Source organism: Microbulbifer maximicatervae (SeqCode), assembly GCF_056231245.1.
The window spans coordinates 2430031-2453033 of record NZ_CP174334.1 but is presented as its reverse complement, the minus strand read 5'-3'; the positions used below and the strand labels follow the sequence as shown (position 1 = coordinate 2453033).

12 protein-coding genes are annotated in these 23003 nt (G+C 46.2%); 4 read left to right on the top strand and 8 right to left on the bottom strand.

What is annotated here, in order from left to right; genetic code table 11:
• Positions 1–12: 12 nt before the first annotated feature.
• The 4 genes from ACJJIS_RS10640 to ACJJIS_RS10625 form a co-directional block, all read right to left on the bottom strand.
• Positions 13–696, bottom strand: a complete 684-nt coding sequence (locus tag ACJJIS_RS10640) for a VOC family protein (RefSeq protein ID WP_282932858.1) — start codon at positions 694–696, stop codon at positions 13–15.
• 291 nt (positions 697–987) lie between these two features.
• On the bottom strand, positions 988–1599 hold the full coding sequence (locus ACJJIS_RS10635) for a hypothetical protein (RefSeq protein WP_282932857.1): 612 nt from the start codon (positions 1597–1599) through the stop codon (positions 988–990).
• A gap of 318 nt (positions 1600–1917) precedes the next feature.
• On the bottom strand, positions 1918–3216 hold the full coding sequence (locus ACJJIS_RS10630) for a type II toxin-antitoxin system HipA family toxin (protein ID WP_475710244.1): 1299 nt from the start codon (positions 3214–3216) through the stop codon (positions 1918–1920).
• Positions 3210–3566 carry a helix-turn-helix transcriptional regulator gene (locus ACJJIS_RS10625; RefSeq protein WP_444893934.1) on the bottom strand — a complete coding sequence of 119 codons (357 nt, stop codon included), beginning with the start codon at positions 3564–3566 and terminating at the stop codon, positions 3210–3212. Before ACJJIS_RS10625 ends, ACJJIS_RS10630 begins: the two co-directional genes overlap by 7 nt.
• 830 nt (positions 3567–4396) lie before the next feature.
• Between ACJJIS_RS10625 and ACJJIS_RS10620 the strand changes: the two genes are divergently transcribed.
• The gene (locus ACJJIS_RS10620; protein WP_475710243.1) at positions 4397–7360 is read left to right on the top strand and encodes a DUF3857 domain-containing transglutaminase family protein; all 2964 of its coding nucleotides are present in this window, start codon (positions 4397–4399) and stop codon (positions 7358–7360) included.
• Between the two features lie 395 nt (positions 7361–7755).
• Entirely contained in the window at positions 7756–8220 is a 465-nt protein-coding gene (locus tag ACJJIS_RS10615) for a GNAT family N-acetyltransferase (RefSeq protein WP_475710242.1), read from the top strand.
• A gap of 120 nt (positions 8221–8340) precedes the next feature.
• On the opposite strand, the gene ACJJIS_RS10610 is transcribed toward ACJJIS_RS10615, so the two are convergent.
• On the bottom strand, positions 8341–8874 hold the full coding sequence (locus ACJJIS_RS10610) for a Dps family protein (protein WP_445361807.1): 534 nt from the start codon (positions 8872–8874) through the stop codon (positions 8341–8343).
• 973 nt (positions 8875–9847) lie between these two features.
• On the opposite strand from ACJJIS_RS10610, the gene ACJJIS_RS10605 reads away from it, so the two are divergent.
• Positions 9848–11896 carry a S8 family peptidase gene (locus tag ACJJIS_RS10605; RefSeq protein WP_475710241.1) on the top strand — a complete coding sequence of 683 codons (2049 nt, stop codon included), beginning with the start codon at positions 9848–9850 and terminating at the stop codon, positions 11894–11896.
• A 587-nt stretch (positions 11897–12483) separates the two neighbouring features.
• Positions 12484–13869: a S8 family peptidase gene (locus ACJJIS_RS10600; protein ID WP_413662043.1), complete on the top strand. Its 1386-nt coding sequence runs from the start codon at positions 12484–12486 to the stop codon at positions 13867–13869.
• Positions 13870–13969: 100 nt separating this feature from the next.
• Here ACJJIS_RS10600 and zigA read toward each other — a convergent pair whose 3' ends face one another.
• The 3 genes from zigA to proA form a co-directional block, all read right to left on the bottom strand.
• Complete coding sequence (zigA, locus tag ACJJIS_RS10595) at positions 13970–15175, bottom strand: zinc metallochaperone GTPase ZigA (RefSeq protein WP_445354163.1); 1206 nt, start codon at positions 15173–15175, stop codon at positions 13970–13972.
• A 127-nt stretch (positions 15176–15302) separates the two neighbouring features.
• On the bottom strand, positions 15303–16556 hold the full coding sequence (locus ACJJIS_RS10590) for a tyrosine-type recombinase/integrase (protein ID WP_475710240.1): 1254 nt from the start codon (positions 16554–16556) through the stop codon (positions 15303–15305).
• A 414-nt stretch (positions 16557–16970) separates the two neighbouring features.
• Complete coding sequence (gene proA, locus ACJJIS_RS10585; protein WP_475710239.1) at positions 16971–22769, bottom strand: anti-phage protein ProA; 5799 nt, start codon at positions 22767–22769, stop codon at positions 16971–16973.
• Positions 22770–23003 lie beyond the last annotated feature (234 nt).

Sequence of the window (23003 nt, the reverse complement as noted above, 5' to 3'; positions counted from 1 at the left end):
CTCAGAGGCTCCTTAGCTTGCTGGGTTGATTTTACTCCCATGCAAAAGAGTCGGGTCCAAATTTTCTCTCAGACCACTAACCTCTATACCCGTAACTTTGGTTGTAGGCCCGGGTTTGATATTAAATGTGGAATCTTTATCGATTAAACGTTGTACAGTTTTCCAGTCCTGTTCACTGACTTCCATGTGCACTTTACTCAGGCCAGTAGCACCATTTTTATGGTTTGTTTCTTGAGGGTACTGAGGTGGGTTATATGGACTTACAATAAATGGCAGTCGCTCAGAGCGAGGATAAACAAAGCGGAAGCTGGTTTTTTGTCCGTTTGGCTTGGTTCGTTGCCAGGGAATCACTCGCCCGGTTTGAACACCCTCACGCTTCATCGCTGAAAGATCATTATCAAAATCGTCACTGACTAAGGCAACATCACAAAAACCTTCTCCTTCTTGCGACCAACGTATCATCCTACGTCCTGCGCCCCGGCCGGCAAAGAGGTCAATAATCCATTTGAAGTATTGAGCATTGGATGGTGATGTTAGTAACTCAATAATCGCTCCCTCACGAAACCAAATATGTGCGTGCTGAGCACTTTTTTCTTTCGTTGCATAATCTACGGTAAAACCCAGCTGGCGAAAATCCTGTACGGCTTGATGAATATCCTCCACCCAGAGTAAAACGTGGCTACAGCGTGTTCTCATAAGAGTGCCTTTTGTCTAAAAATAGTGTTGCTTGTTTGGTTTTTATTTTTTAGGCGGCAGTTGTTAGTTAATCATTTCTTGTGGTTGATTTAACCATACCAGAAATTACGATAAGGGTGATTTAACTTTTTCCGAAATTTCAATAATTATGAAAGTAATATAATCTACTTGGTGATTCTTTCATGAATTGTATGGCCTCTAAACAGAGTAGGGATCAACGCTCCGTACTGCGAATTGGGTATCTATTTCTAAAAAGCACAAAAGACTGATGTGACTTGGATCGCGCAGAAATTACTCTGAAACCTCAGGTTTCATCCCCACGCAATATTTGGCGGGAACCTCATCTAAGCTAAATGCCTTCATCAGTTTTCTGCTTGCTCCCACATAGGACTCTGCCGTTGCACCTGACCAGTAACCCGTATCACAACTCAGGGAAACACAATCGCCTCCAAAAGTTACAAAAGACTTATCCCGTACAATCTTGCATGTGCATATGGCTTTAAGTGGATTCATCGGGTCGACAATGCAGGGTTGATCCAGGCAATCAGTCCACGGTTTACCTTCGGGGCAGGAAAGTACAGGCTTGGTGGGAGCCTGCGCGAAAGAAAATGTCGATAAGGCTTTTTTGACGTCGTTTGAGTCAGTCACAGGAGTTCGGTTTTTACATTCAGAAAACCCGAAGTTCAACCCCTTATTAACGTCACATCTGCAAACTGCATTTGAATCTGGATTACTGGGATCTGGAATGCATGGGGCAGATGTGCATAGAACATACTCATTATTACAAATGATGCCCTCACTATTCTTGATTGAGTTATGACTATTCTCTTCTGCTGCCGTTTTAGCTCCCATAAAAGCAAGGGAAATCAAAATTATTGTGAATAGAAGTGACAGTTTCATCATGAGCAGCTCTTTTATACGTTAATCGCCAAAATAGAATGTAAGCTGATATTTCTCAGATGAAGACGATTGAAGTGTCGTTTTTTCGATTGGACTTGACTTCATCCCGCTCGATATCTCATGGACTATAAGCCCGTTTACGGTGCCTCTGTTCTATTCGACAAGGGATCTTTGGAGTTAAAAGATACACTGGGGCCGCCGTGGGAGTATGGTTGGGAGGCTGAAGGTTTTAGCGGTAAAATTTGGGATCGAACCCTGGCTCCATCCTTGGGGCCACAAAAGAAGTGGGTAGCGGCTAGGTCAATGACATATAGATAAAACTCAAGTTAGCTTGCGGTGGTTTTGGCCAATTTCAATAATCCAGCTTTCAGAGACACCGGAGGCTTCAGCGAACTGCTCCCAATTTGCTACCGCACTTGCGACCTGATCAATTATCTCCATTGGACGCTTAATGCTGATGGATTCCCCTAATGTTATTAAGTCATCTAAATTGAAGTGATCACGCTTTCCGTTAATACTCATCTGGTGTTGACTTGTCCAAGCTCCGCCAGGATTGTGGGCATAAGTCAGGTCAAAGGCTGGTGAAAGAGACCATTCTCCGGCTGGGTCCATAAGAAATGCAATATTCTTTGTATGATCATCTTGATTCCTGGCCAATACGTTGAAGACCATACGGCGATATTGCTGAACGGCTTCATTTTTAGACAGATATAGTTCACGTATTATGCTGAATACTTGCTCATAGGAGTGTGCGCCTGCCATGTTGAAATCTAAGTGCGCAATACCACATAGAGACTGCATATGAAGCTTTTGCCCGTTTACCCGATCAAAGCGCCGCGTCATAAAATGCGCTCGGCCATTTTCCTCCAGTAGCCCGCACTTCGCCATATTGATACCCGCTTCGCGAGCCATATGATAATAGGCGTATTCAACCCGCCCATAGCCATCGCTTGCCCTGAGTTCAAGATCTCCCGCGCCGTCAAATTTTAAAAGCCAGTAGTCATAGCCTTTAGGGGCGGGGACCTGACCAGAGCGAATATCCCCCTTATCATTCATGGCAATAACTGCTTTTGCTCGAGCGCCTCCGGCACTGGTGCCAACGCGCAAAATGTCCAGCAAGGAGCCTGATTTTTCAGTATCACTATGTCCAAATTGCGTATTGAGATCCGTCTGCCTATTGGTAATTGCGGCAGCTAGATTGACTAATTCTTCAACGTTCAGGTCGACAGAGTCTTTGAAGGTGCCGTCCACCGCTGGTTGAAATTCAAGCGCGCCCATGCCACGAGTACCGGTGTAACAGAGTCGCTCAATAGGGTTGAAGCTGTCTGGAGTTCGCCCTTGGCGTGCGAGCCAGGCATCAATCACCGCATTGCCGAATTTGTCAGGCAGGCAATCGGCGAGGAGTCCCGGTAATCCTTTAAATGTTTCCCGACCGAGGCCGCGAAATGTATATGGCTCTTGTGAAGTTTCAATTGGCATGGTTATCGGAGCAATATCCAGCCCCCGACGCAAGAACTCCGGTGCATACTCGAATGAACCATAACCACTGTCACCCCAGTGGACAGCGCCTACCAACTCGCCCCACAAGTGAACTGTTGCGGCATTTGTCTGGCTTACCATTCTGGCTTGCTCCTTTTCTTATTGTTGTTCACGGGCAGAGTATCGCGCTGATTCTGTGAGCTACGGCTGGCTCTCTGCCGTTGCTTGCCTTGAGTAGCAATTTGCATCGGACTTACTGCCGGTTCAGGTAAAAAGTTATCCAATGAATCAAGTTGGCGAAGTACCCTTAGTGCAGCAACAAGGCTATCAAGCCTGCCACGACCAGCCTCCAGCCCTTTAATGGTGGAGGTGGATAGGCCTGCACGCTCAGCCATGTCATCCTGAGTAAGGTTCATTCGTAAGCGGTACTTTTTGAGGCGATTGCCCAGCTTCCCAAGTATTTGCTTATCTGATTGACCGTAAAAGCCCATAATAGTTGCCTTTCCACCCTTTAATTGGGCTTTGTTAAGTTAATGGGTGCTTTTTGATCTATTATAGCCTGCATAGGTCAAAAGTGTTAATAGGTGGGAATATAGCCATTAAGGCTAATTTTAATCGTTTACAGGTGCTTTTTCGGCTGTTATATGTATTAATTCTAATTTCTATAGAGGCTCGCCTTTACCGGAAACCCAACTTCTGCTGGAGATAAGAGAAACACCTGTTCTACATAAGATTTGATGCCATAGGCGGGCGACTACTTTCCTCGGGGGTGATTAGGCTCCACTGCTGCTATTAGATTTCTTGCCGTTGCCAAATGGGAACAACTAAGAGGTTTCTATGGAGATTTACATTAGCTACTGCCATGAACAGTGGCCGCAAATTAACTAGAAGCAAATTGTTTCCCTATATTGTTCTATGGGTAAACCAACAGTAGCTGACCGTTACAAAATTTATCCCTGTTAACTCCTAGTTAATAGGAAAGCTTATTTATAAGCTTACTTGTAGTTTGTGGGGGAAGTTTGGTTGTGATTAACTTTTTATAAATCTGAATACCAGTTTTAGTATAGAGAGTGTCAGCTCTTCTAAATCTTATATCTTCTGCTATTTACGTTGTCTTAGGTTCTTAGTTAATGGACTATCGTACAAAAAATATCGGGATAGCTCGCATTGTGACTCCATATTGGACTTTCGAGTGAAAAACGCCTTTACTAAGCTCCTCGTACAAGCAGGTATTGAGTTAATTGGGTTTGCAGTCTAGTTTCACTGGTGCGCATCCATTTCGTATTTGAAAGCCACTCTAAGTATTGTAGAAAAGTAGATAATGAAGAAAAAAATTGATGCGGCTATATCAATAGTATTAGTGATTTGTTCATTGTTGGCCGTAGGCAAGGTTTGGGCAAGGGAAGAAGTTGCTACGTCTCCCATACCAGATTGGGTTACAAAGGTAGTAGTTCCTGAAGTAAATGAGCGGCCTGTGGATAAGATCCAGGATGGGGTTCACTATCTTCTGCTGGACTCCCAGATCAAAGCAGGGGATGAGCCAGGATTTGAATACTTCTTTCGAATGGCTGAATACATTATTAACCCTGAAGGGGTTGATGAAAGCTCACAGATAAGTATTGATTATGACCCAGAGTATCAAAAGGTTACATTACATACTCTTAATGTGATCCGCGATGGACAGGTTTTAAATAAACTCAATACTGCGCGAATAGATCATATTCGGCGCGAAGAGGAGATGGATGAGTCAGTCTACCATGGTCAATTAACACTCAATATTTTGTTAGACGATATCAGGGTGGGTGATGTTGTAGAGTATAGCTACACGCGTTCGGGGGTGAATCCTGTTTATCAGGGGATATTTGCATATAGCTCCAGTCTGAATTGGTCTGTCCCACTTGAGAGACTCTATTTGCGTATATTGTGGGAGAAGCAAACACCTCTCTATAGTTCAATTTTAAATAGCGATTTGGAACTCAAACAAAAAGATCTGGGTGGTGCCAGAGAGTATGTCATCGAGGACAATAAACTTGATCCAGTTAAATCTGACGATGGGACTCCTTCCTGGTTTAGTCCTTGGGGCGCTATTTACTTTAGTGAACAGGCAACCTGGGAAGCTGTTGGTGTCTGGGGGTTAGGGTTATATCAAGGAGTTTTTAATGTTGATGCGGAGATAGCTAAATTAGTCGCTGACATCAAGTTAAATCACAAAGATAAGAGTTCCCAAATCTCTGCCGCACTTCGGTTTGTCCAGGAGGAGATACGTTACTTAGGAATAGAGTTGGGGGAAAACTCACACAAGCCCAGACCAGCCAGCACGACTTTGCGGTATAGATATGGAGATTGTAAAGATAAAACTGTACTGTTTTTAACTCTATTGAAAGAACTTGGAGTTGATGGCTACCCGGCTCTAGTGAATACCGAAACAAGACTTAAAGATAGAATCCCCAGCGTACGGTCATTTGACCATGTTATCAGCTATTTTGAATTTGAAGACAAAGAGTATTGGGTAGATCCAACGCGTAGCTATCAGCATGGTGACTTGAGTAGTATTTTTCAGCCAGATTATGGAAAAGCACTAATACTCAGGCCGGGCACTGATGACTTGGTAAATATGGAGCCAGATGTCGCAAAGTATGGAGTATTTGTAAAAGATGAGTTCACAGTACTGGATGACGGCCCTGCAACCTTTACAACCACTACTGTAAATTATGGTAAGGACGCCGAAAGGCAGAGACAGCGTTTAGCTAGCAATGGGCGAGATCAAATCCAGACAGAATATTTGGAGTTCTTTGAGGATTATTATCCCGGGATTGAAGTCGCTGCTCTAATTGAGCTAGAAGATAACCCAGAGCGAAATATATTCACCTCTCATGAGCAATATAAGCTGGAAAATTTTTGGGAAGATAAACCAGATAGAAAGCGCCACGAGGTTGATTTTTATGCAAACATTGTTAGCCCATGGGTATCTGAGCCGGATGATCAGGATAGGCACCATCCGTTGGCTTTATCGTATCCAGAGCATATAGAACAGGTTATTGAAGTTCACTTCAATGGAGATGATTGGTTTTTTGATAGTGAGTATTTTGAAGAAGACAACAGCTTTTTCTATTTCAAAAATGAAGTTTCCTTTCAGGAAGACAGTAAGACGCTTTCTCTGAAATATATATACCGCAGTAAGGCTGATCATGTTAAGCCGAGTGAATATCAAGCCTACGTAGAGGCTATTAACAAACTCAAGAATCAACTGAGTTACGGTATCTATCAGTCTTATGAAAATACCTCAGGAGATACTGAGAGTGGTTTCTTGTCACAGTTATCGCTCGCCACGTATATCTATATCTATGCCGCCATGTATGTCTTCCTGGTCTTTATGTGGCGCTTTGATAGATGGAAGAATCCTGTAAAGGAAGATACGATTTTTTACCCTGTCTCCCTGGGTAAGCTGACGGCGATGTGGGTTTTTACATTCGGAATTTTTGGTGTTTATTGGTTTTATAGAAACTTCAAATATATCCGGGAGCAGGAACGTAGTGCGATCATGCCGCTCGCTAGAGGTATTTTTAACAAGTTCTGGTACTTCCCCCTTTGGAATAAACTCCGTGAAGATAGTGAAAATCGATATGGTAAATCATATTTGCCAAACAAAGGATTTGCAGTTGTATTGGCCATTACCTTTTTGATCTCACCAGTCTTGGGTAGATATACGGGCTACCCCCTGGTGTTCCAGCTTCTAACCGTGCTAACAGTATTGCCATTGGCAAACTATTTACTGTTTGTGAATGGTGATAAGTCACCAGCGGTAATTGAGGGTTCCAAATGGCGTGCTAGGCATGCTTTGTTAGTGGTGTTGAGCTTGCCGGTGTGTGGGCTGGTGGTCGGTGGAGAGTTTGGTATTTTAGCTAGCGACAAGGTTGTTGAAGGCAGTGAGATATCAGATAGGGACCTCAAGTTTATGCAGAGAAAGGGGATCCTAAAGGCTACTGATGAGATAGCATATTTCTATAGTGACGCGCTTCTATTCGTGAGTGAAGATGGCAATGGTTTTACACAGCGCCATGTATTTTCCTATTGGAAAGATGGGGATATTTTGGAAAAGGAAATGGCATCTTACGAAGATATTGAGGACCTACAAGTAGACTGGTCCAGTTCATTAGGCGATACCACCACAGTAACTGTTGTCAGAAAAGATGGTAGTGATTTTATACTTTATGTTTCCAATCTTGGGGGGAAGGATAAGGTGTTTATATCCTCTCTGAAAGAGCGGTTGAAAGCTGTTCTATAGGTATGGTTGGGGTCTGCTGGAGCTTAAATTTATAAAATAGCTCCAGCTGTCCTACCTTGAATTTTTTAGACTTGGGATAAGGTAAAATTCATAAATACCTCTTGTACTTTTTCAGTCTTCAGGTTTCATACCTAAAGACTGAAAAAGCCTCTGATGTTGTTCAGGTTCCATTTCTTCAAACTTATGGTGCTATGCGAGCGTTGAGGCTTCATCAATCCCTTCGGCTCTAATGATTTCTACCCATTGGCTCTTTGTGACCATTATTCAATAGAGAGTTGTCCGCTTTCTTTCCTACGCACCCAGCTTGCTGCCAGTAAAAATTGCTGATAGATTCTAAATGTGATCACATTTCAGCTGGGCAAAAATGTAAATAAGTTAAAGGGAAGGGATAGTTTATGGTGAGTCCGATTGTAAGGGCCGGGGCGAAGCAGAGTAGTGAGGTCGCAGGACTGGTAACAAAATTGCTGCAAGCTCTTGTCGGTCATAAGCGCAACATCGATCCAGAGGTGATGGCAGTAACGGCTAAGAAGCTGTTATCACAAAATAATGGATTCCATGCTTTCCTATATTATGCCGATGGAGCTCCTGTAGGAGTTATTACCCTATCCAGATCTGCCGCTATTTATGCCGGAGGCAACTACGGGGTAATCGAGGAGCTGTATGTTGAACCAGAGTTTCGCTCGCAGTTTATTGGCAAGGCTCTTTTGGCTGAGGCGATCAGCTTTGCGAAGGAGGAGGGCTGGCCACGGTTGGAAGTTAGTACTCCAGAAAGAGAAAACTGGCAACGAACAATTGATTTTTACCTCCGAGAAGGTTTCCTTGAGAATTCGGTGGGGGAGAGATTGAAGCTGGAGTTGTAGTTACTCAGGATAAAAGGGGAGAAGTCGTTTTGAATAAAGAAAAGCTAATGGGTGAGTTTGATCTGACAGGGTAATTCAAAAAGTAGCGCTGTCTGCCAGATCAAGCTTTAGCCAAAGGGCTCAGTGGTGTGTCAAACCAGAGGTGCGGCTAGCTTCAAACAAAAACCATGACCGCTTTTCTGCCTGATCAATATACTCTTCCAGCAAGCTTGCGGTAGCAATATCTCTATGCTCATCACAAAGTTCGTGGACTTTACGCATACTTGAGATCATTTCCCGGTTATCTTCGCCTAGCTCTAACAACATATCTTGCGGATCTACATACTCGGCATCATTGTCTGAAGATCGTTGTAGCTTGGCGATATGGCCAATGGAGCGAAGCGTAGTGCCTCCTAGTTTGCGCACGCGCTCCGCCAGGGCATCGGTCATCTCGAATACTTCATCGGCTTGATCATCGAAAAGCAAATGATAGTCCCTGAAGTGGGGGCCGCTAACATGCCAGTGAAAGTTCTTTGTCTTCATATATAGGCTGAAAGTATCTGCCAGCAGGGTATTAACGGCAATAGTAATACTGGCCCTCGCACTCTCACTTAAATCAGAAGGGGCGGCTAGCCTGGATTGTGTGCCTACCGCTTCTCCAGTTGCTTTTCTCATATCAAACCTCACAAGTTATGACAAAGGGACAGGTGTGGCAGTCGGTGTCTCCATGGCACTAGATTAGACACCTATATGGCGACTAGCCATTCACAAAGGGGAAGATATTTAAGGTCTTCACGAGGGGCTGCGCAACTTGGGGTATTTAAACATTGATAGCGAAGATAGGCTGGAAATAATTGTTTGTCGGCACTGCTTAAACCACCAAAAGTATGCCCTTGCCATTGAAGTTGCTACTGCTCTTAAAAAGAATGTCCTCTCTGAGCTCGATACTTCTCGGGGCAACAAAGAAGCCTATGCCTATAAAGCTATAGCCAGGTGTGATCGTTTAATTTCACTGGCGAAAGAACACCTGTAAAGACCAAGATATAGCAGCTATACAACTCGGAGAAATTAGATTTGCTGCTGATTTATCAAACGGTGAATGGTTAGCTCAAGTAAGTGGCTGATAACTAGTGTCGATTAAAGTAGTAGATTTTTTCTTTTCTTTCATGCTCGCAAGAGCGCCCATCCCTCATTGAATCAACTTACCAATAATCAAAAGTCATAGTTAAATAAAATATTTTTGATGTGATATAACATCGCCTTATACTTAAGAGATAAGGCCGTATTTTTTGTCATAAGTGATCTGTTAATCCTCTTTGGCTATGTCTCTCGTGAACCATTCCACACTTTTTTGCGGAAAAATATTTATTACCAAAGTTTTTTGTAGAGATTTAAAACTTGTCATCGCAGTCCACATGAGTTTCGAGATCTCCATTGAGGACAACAATTTCCAAGTCGTTATACATTTGTACCAAGTTGAAACAATGGTACTAATTTCGCTCAAGCTAACTAAATGATCCTAAATTCAGCAGTTTTTGGGCTTTCCCTTTATAGAATTTATTTAGCCAAAGCGGGGCGGTTTAGGAGTAACCGATATCGAATAATTTTTTGGTATTGGAATAAATATAACTTCGGAGAAACCACAATAATGAATTTATCTTTAAAATTTCTTTTACAAAAGACGGCTTTAGCAAGTGCATTCTCATTGCTATGCACTGCGCCTTTTGGTGCCTATGCGGAAGAAGCGGATAACACGCTGCTAACTGATCGCATCATCGTTAAGTACAAAGAAAGCGCTAAAGTTGGACGGGCCGCTACTATGGCTCAGGAAACTGTGGAAAAAGCTTCCCGTCGCGCTGGCCATAAAATGAACCATCTGCGCCGGATAGCTACTGGCGCTCAGGTAATGCGCCTGGAAGGTCGAAAAAATAGAGCCGAAGTAAATGCAATTATCGATCGCCTGAGGCAAGACCCGGATGTGGAGTACGCAGAACCAGATCTGATCTTGAAAGCAGTGGCTGTACCTAATGACCCAAGTTACCTCAATCAGTGGCACTACTATGAATCTACCGGTGGTTTGAACCTTCCATCAGCCTGGGATACCACTGCGGGTAATGGGGCTGTGGTCGCGGTACTCGATACTGGTTATCGACCCCATGCAGACCTGGCGGCCAACATTTTGCCGGGCTACGACATGATCGACGATACCTTCGTTTCCGTAGACGGCGATGGTCGCGATAGCGATGCCACCGATCCGGGTGATTGGTATAGCTCTGGTACTTGTGGGGATAGCTCCTCAAGCAACAGTAGCTGGCACGGTACCCATGTTGCCGGCACTATCGCTGGCGTTACCAACAATAACCTCGGTATCGCTGGAGTCGCCTACGAGGCAAAGATTGTTCCTGTCCGTGTGCTCGGCCGTTGCGGTGGCTATACGTCAGATATTGCTGACGGCATCATTTGGGGCGCTGGCGGTTCTGTCAGTGGCCTGCCAGCCAATGCGAATCCCGCCGACGTACTCAATCTCAGTCTTGGCGGCAGCGGAAGCTGTGGTACTACCACACAAAATGCCATCGATACTGCTCGCAGTCTCGGTGCGACGGTTGTTGTAGCTGCTGGTAATAGCAATGCTAATGCAAGCCAATTTACTCCTGCCAGTTGTGATGGGGTGATCTCAGTGGCTGCGACTAATCGCAGTGGCGGTCGTGCTTACTACTCTAACTACGGCAATGTAGTAGATGTTGCAGCACCGGGTGGAGCACAGAGCTTCGCCAATGACTCCGACGGCGTCCTCTCTACCTATAACAATGGTGCTACTGACCCAGGCAGTGATAGTTACTATTACATCCAGGGCACCAGTATGGCGGCGCCTCATGTGGCCGGTGCCGCAGCATTGCTCTACTCTGTAGACCCTACCTTGACCCCAGATGAAGTTGAATCAATCCTCACTAGTACCGCGCGGAGCTTCCCGGCTTCTTGCAGCAGCTGTGGTTCAGGTATTGTCGATGCAGCAGCGGCCGTAGCCTTAGCCAATGGTGGAGGCGGCGGTGGTGGCGGTAACGACGGCGGTGAACTTGAAAATGGTGTTGCTGAGACTGGTATCGAGGGTAACAGTGGTGATGAAATTAACTTCACCCTAGAAGTGCCTAACAACGCTACAGACTTGTCTTTTGTAATGTCCGGTGGAAGCGGCGATGCTGACCTCTACGTTCGCCATGGCAGCGCTCCGACAACCAGCACCTATGACTGCCGCCCCTATACCTCAGGCAATAATGAAACTTGTGATATCGATAACGTACAGGGAGGAACCTATCACGTCATGGTACGTGGATATAGCTCCTTCTCTAACGTTAGCCTCGTAGGCAGCTACACCGCAGGTGGTGGCGGCGGTGGCGGTAGCGACAGCTGGGAAGAGACAAATCTCAGTGGTTCCCGCAACAGCTGGCAGCACTTCACTATCGACGTTGACAGCGGAGCTTCAACGCTGAGTGCCGTAATGTCTGGTGGCAGTGGGGATGCAGACCTCTATGTTCGTTTTGGCCAAGAGCCCACCCGCACAGCGTACGATTGTCGTCCTTACGAGTGGGGTAATGATGAAAGCTGCAGCATCAGCAATCCAGACGCAGGTACCTGGTATATCAGTATCCGCGGTTACTCTGACTACTCTGGAGTTTCTTTGAGTGCTAGTACTGAGTAAATGGGCCAACTCCCACTCGACAGGTTCCTGTGGGGTGGGTTGATAGCTGTTCTACTCAAATAATGCCAGTCAGTTAAGCTGACTGGCATTTTCATTTAACACGTTGATCTCCGCAGAATCCTTTCCCAGTTATATTGCCGGCAATATCACCAATTCTGTGATGATCATTTCCACTGCTCGATTAAAGCTCGTTTTATCAGAGTGGATTAACTTCAAGCTCCAGCCTTTTCTTTAAAGTTGATAAATTTCGAAAAGTATTTTGCAGCCTTTCCGTGCACAGTGATTGGAAAGCCCTTAGTTATCTCTATATCGGTGCAAAGACAGATAAATAAGTTTGTTTAGGTGGAGGCTGTCACAAGAATAGAAAGAGGCCGGCAATCACCTAAGAAGGATACATCGGTTGCCACTACTATCCCTGTGGGCAAAATTGAAACACTGGTACTAATTTTGTCTCGATATCCAGCCATGACTTGCTCAGGCATATATCTTGCGTAAAGCCTAACGTGCCCTGTCACAACAGGGACAGTGGTACTAATGGTTAGGATGTTACACCCCGTCGGCTAAATCATCATGGAGAGATAACAATAATGAAGTCACTGTTGAAAAAATCCACTCTAGCAGGTGTGTTTTCACTTCTATGTACAGGCTCCTTCGCCACCCAAATGGATAACCTAAGTAGCTCCCCAACAACTGACCGGATCATTGTGAAATACAAGCAGGATTCCACGATCGGACGGTCAGCGAGCATGACTCAGGAAACTGTGGAGAAAGCCTCTCGCCGTGCGGGCCACAACTTGCGCCACTTGCGGCGCATGGCGACGGGTGCACAAGTCATGCACCTGGGGAGCCGAAAAAGCCAAGCCGAGATCAACCTGATAATCAACCGCCTAAAACAAGACCCCAATATTGAGTACGCTGAGCCCGACTTGATGATGCACCCTATGGCGGTCCCTAATGACCCCAGCTATTACGACCAGTGGCACTACTTTGAAGCTGATGGTGGACTGAATTTGCCCGCAGCCTGGGATATAACTCAGGGGGAGGGCGTGGTAGTAGCAGTTATTGATACCGGTTATCTCGCTCACACAGACCTCATGGACAACTTGCTGCCTGGTTACGACATGATTTCGGATTCCGATATCGCTGTAGATGGGGATGGCCGTGATAGTGATGCCAGTGATCCCGGGGATTGGTATACCGATAGTTACTGCGGAAACCCACTGTATCCTGAATTTGATAGCAGCTGGCATGGCACTCATGTGGCCGGCACCATTGCTGCCGTCACCAACAACAATATGGGTATCGCTGGGATAGCCCATAAAGCAAAAGTGCTCCCCGTTCGAGTACTCGGCCGCTGCGGCGGTTACACATCTGATATTGCTGATGGCATTGTCTGGAGCGCTGGCGGCTCGGTTAGTGGTGCACCAGCCAATGAAACTCCGGCTCAAGTGTTGAACTTGAGCCTGGGGGGCTTTGGCCTCTGTGGAAGCACAACTCAAAGTGCCATCAATACAGCCCGTAGCCTGGGCGCCACAGTTGTTGTTGCCGCAGGTAACTCTGGGCGGAATGCCTTCTGGTTTTCTCCGGCTAACTGTTCAGGAGTCATTACAGTATCCGCGACCAACCGCTCCGGAGGACTTGCTTACTACTCCAACTACGGCAATGTGGTCGATGTCGCTGCCCCCGGAGGTGAAACTAACTCGGTGGAATCCGATGGCGTTCTCTCTACATTAAACAGCGGCGCGCGAACTCCCGGTAGTGATAGCTTCGCTTACTACGCCGGCACCAGCATGGCCGCTCCACATGTTGCCGGTACAGCCGCACTTATATATTCAGTCAAGCCCGATGTTACACCAGATGAGGTTGAATCCATTCTCACCAGTACAGCCCGAAGTTTTACAGGCTCATGTCGGCGCTGTGGGTCAGGCATTGTTGATGCGGCGGCAGCCGTTGAGGCCGCTATAGAGAATTGAACTGTCGAAAGGCGCTAGCTTAATAAAAGACCGACATTTCGTCGGTCTTTTACACTTTCCCACTAAAGGATCTAGCCAAGTACAGGGGTGAGGTTAATATTCATCCTTGTTCCCATGCGGGAAATGGATCATTCAATGTCGCCCAGTATTCTTTGCCTCGTAGCACTTCGTCCTCGCTTAGCAGGCAGTCATCAAGCGCTTTTGTCATGCTGGTTTGATTCAAACTCTGGCCAATAAATACTAGTTCTTGCCGCATATCACCAAAGGGTTCTACCCATTGTTTTTCAATGGAGCTGCGATAATTTTCGTCTGTGGGCCAGTTTTCTTTGGGTATAGCTTTCCAGAACATCCCAGCGAAACCATAGTGGGCAATGCCTCCCGCTTGACTCCATTCGCCTGCAAACTCAGGGCGGGACGCCAGCCAAAAATACCCTTTGGAACGAATTAACTTGCCGTGCCTCTCAGTATTGTGCAGAAATTGATGAAATTTTTCTGGATGGAAGGGTCTACGTGCTTCGTAGCTAAAACTGCTAATGCCATACTCTTCCGTTTCAGGAATATGTTCACCTCGCATCTCTTTAAGCCAACCAGGTGCTTGCTGCGCGCGCTCGAAGTTAAATAAGCCGGTACTTAGAACCTCGTCAATATCGACTTGCCCTTGAGAGACCGGAACTATTTTTGCCTGCGTATTTAGAGTTCGCAGAATGGCCTCTAGGCGCTCAACATCAGAAGGGCCAGCTAAATCTGTTTTACTGATCAGAATGACATCTGCGAACTCGACCTGGTCGATCAGCAAATCAGTTACACTGCGTTCGTCGTCTTCACCTAATGATTCACCAGCATCCTGTAAAAATACGGCCTCGTCATAGTCCTTTAAAAAATTGACTGCATCGACCACCGTCACCATTGTGTCCAAACTGGCAACATCAGAGAGAGAAACACCATTTTCGTCGGCAAAAGTGAAGGTTTCTGCAACGGGTAAGGGTTCAGAAATCCCTGTTGATTCAATAACGAGATAATCAAACCGTCCTTCCTGCGCAAGCTTAGTGACTTCCTCCAGAAGGTCTTCCCGCAGAGTGCAGCAAATACAGCCATTACTCATTTCAACAAGCTTCTCCTCACTACGGTTAAGAGAAACTTCGCTCTGTACTTTCGTCGAATCAATATTGATTTCACTCATGTCATTGACGATTACAGCAACTTTTTTGCCTTCGCGATTGTTCAGTATGTGGCTAAGTACGGTAGTTTTACCGGCACCTAGAAAACCTGAAAGGACGGTGACTGGGAGTTTGTTTGTATGTGCCATTAGCCTCTCCGCACTCTGAGTATTCATCCATGTGTACTAGGTTAATCAGATGGTGTGCAATGATATATCGTATCTATTGCGGGTCAAGCTATTTCATTTATATGAGGGTAGGGGTAGGGCGGTAGTATTACCGCTCTTCCTTTACCCGCTTACTCCGCCCGCTCTCATGTCGCTCTCGCATATCGGAATCAATGTAGCGATCGGTCGTAGCCATACTTGCATGGCCCGCATCATCACGGACATGCTCGCGGGGGCGGTACTTCACATCTTCAGAAATACCCGTATGGCGGAGCCAGTGCACAGTGGCAGCCTTAAGATCTTCAGCATCTTCCCCTAAGCCTTCTTCAACCATCCGTTGGTGGGCAGCATCAAAGCAGTTTTGAACAATCAGGCGAACCTGTCGGGTACTGGTAACTGGTCCCTTGCCACGGGACTTGTGCACCAGAGGTGTCTGCTCGTTAATGCTGGGCAGAGCAGGGAGCTGCAAATAATTTCTGTAGCGCTTCAAGGCCTTCAACATTTGGTCGCAAACAGTGATCGCCCGGCCTTTGTTACCTTTGCCCGTAACGTGAAACCACCAGTTTCCGTCGCGATCTTTCTTGAAATCACCCATAACTGGTGCCGATCTTTCATCCGCAACCAACTCAGAGATTCGCAAATACATAGCGAATAGGGCGTTCATAATGAATAAAGTTCGCTCGTGATCAGTTGGTGATGTCTCGGCCATGATCTCAGCAGTCTCCAGGACATAATCCCACTGCAAGTTGCTGATTCGACGTACAACCTGGCTTTGTTGCTCACGTCGAACAAACTTACTTTTCTGGCGAATCAGTGCCACAGGATTGGCTGGAACCAGGCCTTCTTGATAGAGAAAATCGAAGAAAGACGACAATGCAGTAAAGATGCATTTGATCGCTGCCTGGGATGGCCGGAACTCCTTGGGGGAAGCCGTCTTGCCAGCACGAAACTCAACTTTGGACACACTGACTACGAATGGCCGCCAATCGGCATTCACAACGCGCTCGCCATTTTGTGTTTTGAATCTGGCAACATTCTTAGTTCCGATCCAGGCAATTGGCGGCTCAATGCAAAACTGCACAAACTCCTCAATGTGTTCGCGCTTCAGAGTCATTATTGAGACTTCTTCAATGCGCCACGCCCATTGCAGCAAACGCTCAAGTTCACGGCGGTAGCTGTTAAACGTTGCCTGGCTACCGTTGTAGCTGTAAAGAAACTTAAGCGTGAACTCCAGATCGGTATCAGCACCAGGAATCTGCTTGCTGAGATAACGGCTAGCTGAAAAGCTGGTGCAGCGGAATGGATTCTCAAGATTGTTCAGGTTGTCGATGATTGGTGCTGGTGGCCGGTTGGAAGCAGACATAGAAATATGGAGTTGTTGTTGGAATGCGGCAAATTATACGGAAAAACGGGCATTTATAAAATATCCGATATTCACAAATATCGGAAATAGCGGGAGCCCTGGTGGGGCCTAGGTTTGAACTTTTTTCTTGGCGGTTTTTTCCGATATCCATGTCTCCCCTTGGCCTGAGTATGAACGGTTTTTGTGTTCAGGTCGAATCTGGATGCAATCCAGCTCCCCGATAATCCCCTGTAGTACTCCCATAACCCTCTCCGTTTGTTTTGGTCCTGGTTAACCAGGTCGGTGTTTATGCTCGCGAGAAGCTGCCGGAGCGGCTGACTTTCGTTAGCGATGGACGTCAAACGGAGCCGGGTTATCTAGCAAGATTCCAGCTCCATTGCCTGAGTCATAAGAAAGCCTTATGAACGCGTTCAGCTAGTTCACAGTTAACTCTTCAGTAACCTCGTCAACCCATGCCTGAAACTGCTGTAGCGTCTTAGAGTGTCGGCGTTTCAATCGGAATTCATTGCATATGTATTCGACTGGATTCTCGGGCGATTTTTCAATGGCCAATCGAGCAAGTCCCAAGGCTTCAGGATGAGGTATTTCTGCCCAGTCCCTCTCCTCTTCCCAAGGTGCGAGCCCTCGCCATGGGATTTCATCGACGATGTCATTCGGGGATAGCCAAACTACAGGCTTATGAATGTTATCTCTTTTAATTCCTGCCCAGGGGGTGAGCAATTCAAATATGTGCTTGAGCTGTTTTTTACTTGTCCTTGATAGGCCATGCAGGTTGGCAATATCAAGTGCCAATTCATGAAGTGTAATACCATTTTTCTGGGATAGAATTGATTTTGCTATACCCACAAGTGTTTCCTTGTGGTCATCGTCGAAGTAGCGCAAATGGCTATATTCGTCGGATGATATCGTCTCTTCTACACGCTCAGCCTCTTCTGTCAAAATATCATCCACAGGTTCATTGTTAGCTGGGCTAATCTGCTCGTCGCCTGGGGCTGACCTTCTGTCCTCTTCTAGTATTTCATTTAACCTGCGATCAATTTTATCGATCGCCTCTTCTGGATCTTGAAAATAGTCTGTAGACCACAGTCTTACTAATCGCCACCCAAGGTTTTCGAGAATAGCGTGACGCACTCGATCACGATCTCTTGCTGAAGGAGATCCGTGATACGTTGCTCCATCACACTCAACGCCTGCCAAATAAACACCTGGATGGTCTGGATGTATTATTCCTAAATCAATTCTGAACTTACTAACTCCAATCTGAGTTTGAACCCTCCACCCCTTATCTCGTAGTGCCCAGGCTACAGATTGCTCAAAATCGCTATCGAATTGGTCTACCCCATAATCTGCGGTCGCTTGCTCTGCTAGAGCAATAGGCCCCTTCTCAGCAAATTCTAAATAGTGTTTTAGATGTTCAACTGCCAATGCCGACGTACGGCTAAGATCAATCATTGAAGAGTCAAAACTCGAGAATATCAGTACTTCACTGGTAGCCCTTGTGATCGCTACATTTAAACGGCGTTCGCCACCGGACTTATTCAATGGCCCAAAGTTCATACTCATCGTTCGGCCATGTGCTTCGGTAGGTCCGTAGCCCAGGCTGAGGATAATAATGTCACGTTCATCACCCTGCACAGACTCCAGGTTCTTAACAAAAACTCCATCATAAGTATCAGTAGACTGAAAATATGGTTCTATGTGGGGATGTTTTCTACGGGCATCATCCAGTAAATCTTCTACTGTTCGCTGTTGCTCGGTATTCAGAGTTACGACGCCGATAGTCTGGGAAGTGTTTGCAGGATTGGTCAAACATCGAACAATTTCATCAACGACTGCTGCCGCTTCAATAGGATTGTTCCTTCCTTTACCTTTTGAATAAACGCCATTTACACGATGTAGTGTAACTGCAGACTGCTTGGTGTCGGACGATGGATATGTAACGAGCGAGTTCTCGTAATACTTACTGTTGGAGAAGGCAATAAGTGTTTCGTGCCGGCTTCTATAGTGTCCCTTCAGTCTCAAATGAGGCAGTCGTGCGGCTAGAGCCTGATCCAGAATAGATTCAAGGTCTTCTTCATCTGGATCATCTACATTCACTGCCCCACTAAAGAAGCTGGTCGGCGGCATCTGTTTAGGGTCACCGACCACAATCACATTTTTCCCTCGGGCAATTGCCCCTACTGAATCCCACGTAGTCATCTGCGATGCTTCATCAAAAACGACCAAATCAAAACCGTTAAAATCTGAGGGTAAAAATTGGGCAACTGACAATGGTGACATCATCATACAGGGGCATAGGTCCAGTAATCGCCCGCCCATTTCATTGAATAATGAGCGTACTGGCTTATGGCGTGTTTTTTTCTGCAGCTCCCTGGCCAATAGCCCAAATTCTTTAGGGCTACTTTTGGCGAATGGATCCGGAATCGCCTTTGCTGCGATCGCTGCCACATAGTCACTGGTTGTGATGGAAACTTCTTCGTCAAGCTTTCGGAAGTCATCAATCAATTGCTCATGTGTAGAGGCCTTAAACTGCCGCAACTCTTCACTCTGATCGATCAGCTGTGGCGCCAACCAGCGACAGAATGCCGTGAGAGCTTGATCTTCAGCATCGTCCGACAGAATAGTTCTGGCTTCTAGATCTTTGGTGAGATTATCGAGCTTGTAACGTGACAGTTCTTCTTTCGCAGAAAGCCATTCACTCCACGCCTTGAATTTGACTGCTCCAGTGAGCAGCTGCTCAATAGCTGGTGTTACCTCTTCTAACGTGGCGTTTTCATCAAACGAAAGCTCTAGTTTTTCAGCTTCTTCAGCTATTGCCTTGTAGGTTGACCAGTACTGTTTAAACTCATGTTTCTGTTTTAAAATTTTAGAGCTTTCGAGAAAATCACGTCCATCAACTAGCCTTGACTTAATCGCAGTAAGCAAGACGGCAGGATCGTCGGTTAGCGCTACTGCGTCGACCAGAGCGTGATACGCTGATTTTCCTATTGATGCTGACTGTTGAAGACTTTCAGAGCTGGTCTCCCAGCCATGCCAGATGTTGTCAGATTCGAACTGGCCTTTAAGGGAGTTTATGTCCTCTTGAAGTGCAGCAGCTTTTCCCAGATCAGGAAGGACGTCAAGGTCGCTGAATTTCGAGTATCCGAGCTTTTTCACTGCCCCGTTTATCTTGAATTTGACCAAGACCCGCTTAAACCAACTCTCTTTGGCTTCCTCGTACATTTCCACCCATTCGGATACAGGGCTTTTAGCTAGCATTTCTGCTGTAACCTTATACTCTATAGTATCGAGGGCTTTATCAAATGAGGCTTTAGCTCTGCTTAATTCTTCTAGATCGTCTAACGATTCTTTCACGCCTCGTTTAACGATATAGCCGAGGGAGTTTGATTCGGCTAGCTCAACGAGGTTTGCTAGCTGATTGGTACGAACAAGATTGTGCGGTGTGTTTTCCGGCAGTTTAAGGTTGAAGCTGGATACAAGAGTCGCTGCAGAACGGTAGACTTCGTTGAGCGACGTTTGATATCGGTTTAAACAGTCCAAAACCTGGTTTTGCCACGCGTTAGACCAGCTTTTTGCGCGGATTATACGAAACGGTGTAGGATCCAAGCGGGATATATCGTTATACGCCAATGCAGACTCTTTAACTGCAGCCAGCATATCATCTAGCTTTTCTTGGCTGTTAACTGGTGCGCTGTCGAATCCAAGGGGCCAATTAATACTTAGTGAATGTTTGTCTTTGTAACGCACATCTCTAGCAATCGCATCACGAGCGGAGATGCCATATATCGATTTTTTGTGAAGTACCTTTACAAAACCATTGAGTTTATCTCGTTTCTCTTTGAGTGCTCGAACGGAATCAACCCATCCGGCGCTCTGCGACTCGTCGCGTTTATCGGTAGCCATCCTCAGCTGTTCCAACACGGCTTTTTTATTGGCTTTATTACTGTGTAGCTCGAGGCACAAATGGTCGAGTCCAACCTTTTCCATGCGCCGATAAACAACGTTTAGGGCCGCCATTTTCTCAGCGACAAATAGTACCTTTCTACCGAGTGCAAGATTGTGGCAAATGATATTTGCAATGGTTTCCGATTTGCCTGTGCCAGGAGGGCCTTCAAGCACGAAATCTTGGGGTCTACCAGAGGCCTCTACCGCAACTAATTGGGAGCTGTCGCAGTTGAGGGGTGTGAATACCTTTTCGGGATCGACCTTCTCATCAACTTCATCCCTTAGAACGAAGCTGGCGTCCTGAACATATGCATCCTGGGGATGGTCAACGAGGTGTTTAACAAAAGGGTTATCTTTCAAGTCGTCGAGGCGATCTTTCAGATCCATCCACATTAGATATTTCGCAAAGGAAAACGACGCTAGCACCAACTCTTCGACAACTTCAAACCCAGGTTGTTCAGCAATCGCTGCACGTACTGTGTTCCAGACAAGAGCCACATCTACACCGGACTCATCTTCAGGCATAGATTCTCTGAACTGATTCAGGTCTATATTGTGCTCAGTGTTCAGAAACTCAATGAGCGTCATATTAAAGATCGGGCTTTCATCAGGTAACTGACGAACTTTGACGGGTGCTCTCGCACTGCTACGTGTAAGTTCTGCCGGGATCAGGATTAAGGGGGCTCGGTATGAACGATCATCCTCCGGATTCTCCTTCCAGCGCAGCATGCCCAAAGCCAGATATAGCGTGTTAGACCCGCCCTCCTCTAGATCATTCTTAGCCTTCCGAAGAAGATTGACTGCATTTTGCTCGAGTTTCTTCCTGGACATGTTGGCAAGGAGAACATGCTTGTTGAGCTGCTCTAAAGCGTATTCCCGATGAATATCGGACCCAGCCTGTAGACGAAAGGTCTCTCCACTGCGTTCCCTGTCATTGAGAGGACTTTCTTCTGAAGATAGGAATTTGAACGACGCGCCGTCAGCGAGACTATCCTCCATTGCACCGATATCAGGACAGTAGAGCTTTATTGCCACAGCGCGGTCTTTTAATGACAACAATGAATTGCGTTTTGTTAGATCAAGCAGCTTCCTTTGCCAAGTATCAATACGTGTATCTGGTGTTTCATCGATAACTTGTTCATCCGCTCTGACCGGAGGAAGCGGCGGAATAATCGGTAAGCTTAGCGCTGTATCTGAGTCGGAAGGCTTTTCCTCCAGCTGTTCTTCAATGGTGGAAATTGGCTTAATCTTTCTCGCACGGGCCTGTTTGATATCAATCAAATAGACGAAGTCGACCTCTTTGTCCTCGCTAACTAGGTTCCGTGCGTGCTCCTTAGACTGCTCAAAGGTCACAGGCGAATCATTAGTGACAAGCGTGCTTTCAAAAAGTACTAAATCGCGTGCATCAATACGTTTACGTAGATCCATGGGATCATCATTGGTTAAAACAGGAAAATGCTCATCGATCAGCCAGACACCAACGAATGCGTGATTTTTCGTTATCGCTACTACCGGATTTAGGCCCATCGCTTCTAGGCAGCTGGCAAAAAGCAGCGATGTGTCAAGGCAGGCCGCAATTTTAGAGGCGCTGATGTCAGCGGCTAGCCGTATACGTTGTCCGTGCCTGGCAAAACCCTGCGGTGGTGTAACGTAGGCAATTCGTTGAGCGAATATAACGTTCCATAATGCGGCGGCCATCATGTAGGGCTTTTCACGAGTATTAGATTGGTAGCCATCGATGCTTCTTCCGTGGCCACCGTTTTCCAGCATTTCCGCCACTTGCCGTAATAAAGATTCAACATACAGCCCGTTGGGTTTCACGAAGGCAGCCAACAGGTCTGGCTGTCTACTCTCCCCGCCCCAAAAGTTAGCGGGAAGGACCTCAATGATAAATCTAGAAGTCGTTAAGGCCTCATCAGTGTTGTCTCGTAAATTGACTGAAAGTGAAACGGAAACCTTCATTTCTTCTGTTAAATTAAACAACAAGTCATGCGGCACGTTGAGCGGGCGTTTTTGAAGCGAGATCGCTTGTCCTGGACGAATTTCATCGATAGACCATTCTTCTGGAGCGAAGATTTCGGGATCCGAACGTAGCGTGACAACCAAGTTCTTTAATAGTGCGACTGGTGCATTGTCCACTGGCTCTTCGGGCGCGGTTGGCGCGTACAAGCTAATTGACCTGAATATTGGATACGCATTTTGTTGTGCGGCCAATGAGAAGGTGGATAATTGATCTATCTTTAACTGAACGGCGGGCTCAGATGCCATTGGTTCATCCGTATTCGTAGAATTCATGTCAGAACTTTTCTTTCAGAATATTTTGCTAATAACTTATTGTTATACCGCAACCGCGGTTCGATCAAATACTGCCGCAGTGGCAGTTCATTTAATGAGCCATATCAATGCAAGCCGCATGGAGGTCGCTACTACCAGGGCTTTTCGGTCCTACTACCTGATTGACCGCTGTGTAATCCCATTCAATGAGTACGAACTGAATCGGAA

Excerpts from the sequence above, each read along its gene's own strand:
- ACJJIS_RS10640 (WP_282932858.1), bottom strand. The coding sequence starts at position 696 with ATGAGAACACGCTGTAGCCACGTTTTACTCTGGGTGGAGGATATTCAT.
- ACJJIS_RS10630 (WP_475710244.1), bottom strand. The coding sequence starts at position 3,216 with ATGGTAAGCCAGACAAATGCCGCAACAGTTCACTTGTGGGGCGAGTTG.
- zigA (WP_445354163.1), bottom strand. The coding sequence starts at position 15,175 with ATGGCACATACAAACAAACTCCCAGTCACCGTCCTTTCAGGTTTTCTA.
- ACJJIS_RS10620 (WP_475710243.1), top strand. The coding sequence starts at position 4,397 with ATGAAGAAAAAAATTGATGCGGCTATATCAATAGTATTAGTGATTTGT.
- ACJJIS_RS10610 (WP_445361807.1), bottom strand. The coding sequence starts at position 8,874 with ATGAGAAAAGCAACTGGAGAAGCGGTAGGCACACAATCCAGGCTAGCC.
- ACJJIS_RS10615 (WP_475710242.1), top strand. The coding sequence starts at position 7,756 with ATGGTGAGTCCGATTGTAAGGGCCGGGGCGAAGCAGAGTAGTGAGGTC.
- ACJJIS_RS10600 (WP_413662043.1), top strand. The coding sequence starts at position 12,484 with ATGAAGTCACTGTTGAAAAAATCCACTCTAGCAGGTGTGTTTTCACTT.
- ACJJIS_RS10635 (WP_282932857.1), bottom strand. The coding sequence starts at position 1,599 with ATGATGAAACTGTCACTTCTATTCACAATAATTTTGATTTCCCTTGCT.
- ACJJIS_RS10625 (WP_444893934.1), bottom strand. The coding sequence starts at position 3,566 with ATGGGCTTTTACGGTCAATCAGATAAGCAAATACTTGGGAAGCTGGGC.
- ACJJIS_RS10590 (WP_475710240.1), bottom strand. The coding sequence starts at position 16,556 with ATGTCTGCTTCCAACCGGCCACCAGCACCAATCATCGACAACCTGAAC.
- ACJJIS_RS10605 (WP_475710241.1), top strand. The coding sequence starts at position 9,848 with ATGAATTTATCTTTAAAATTTCTTTTACAAAAGACGGCTTTAGCAAGT.
- proA (WP_475710239.1), bottom strand. The coding sequence starts at position 22,769 with ATGGCATCTGAGCCCGCCGTTCAGTTAAAGATAGATCAATTATCCACC.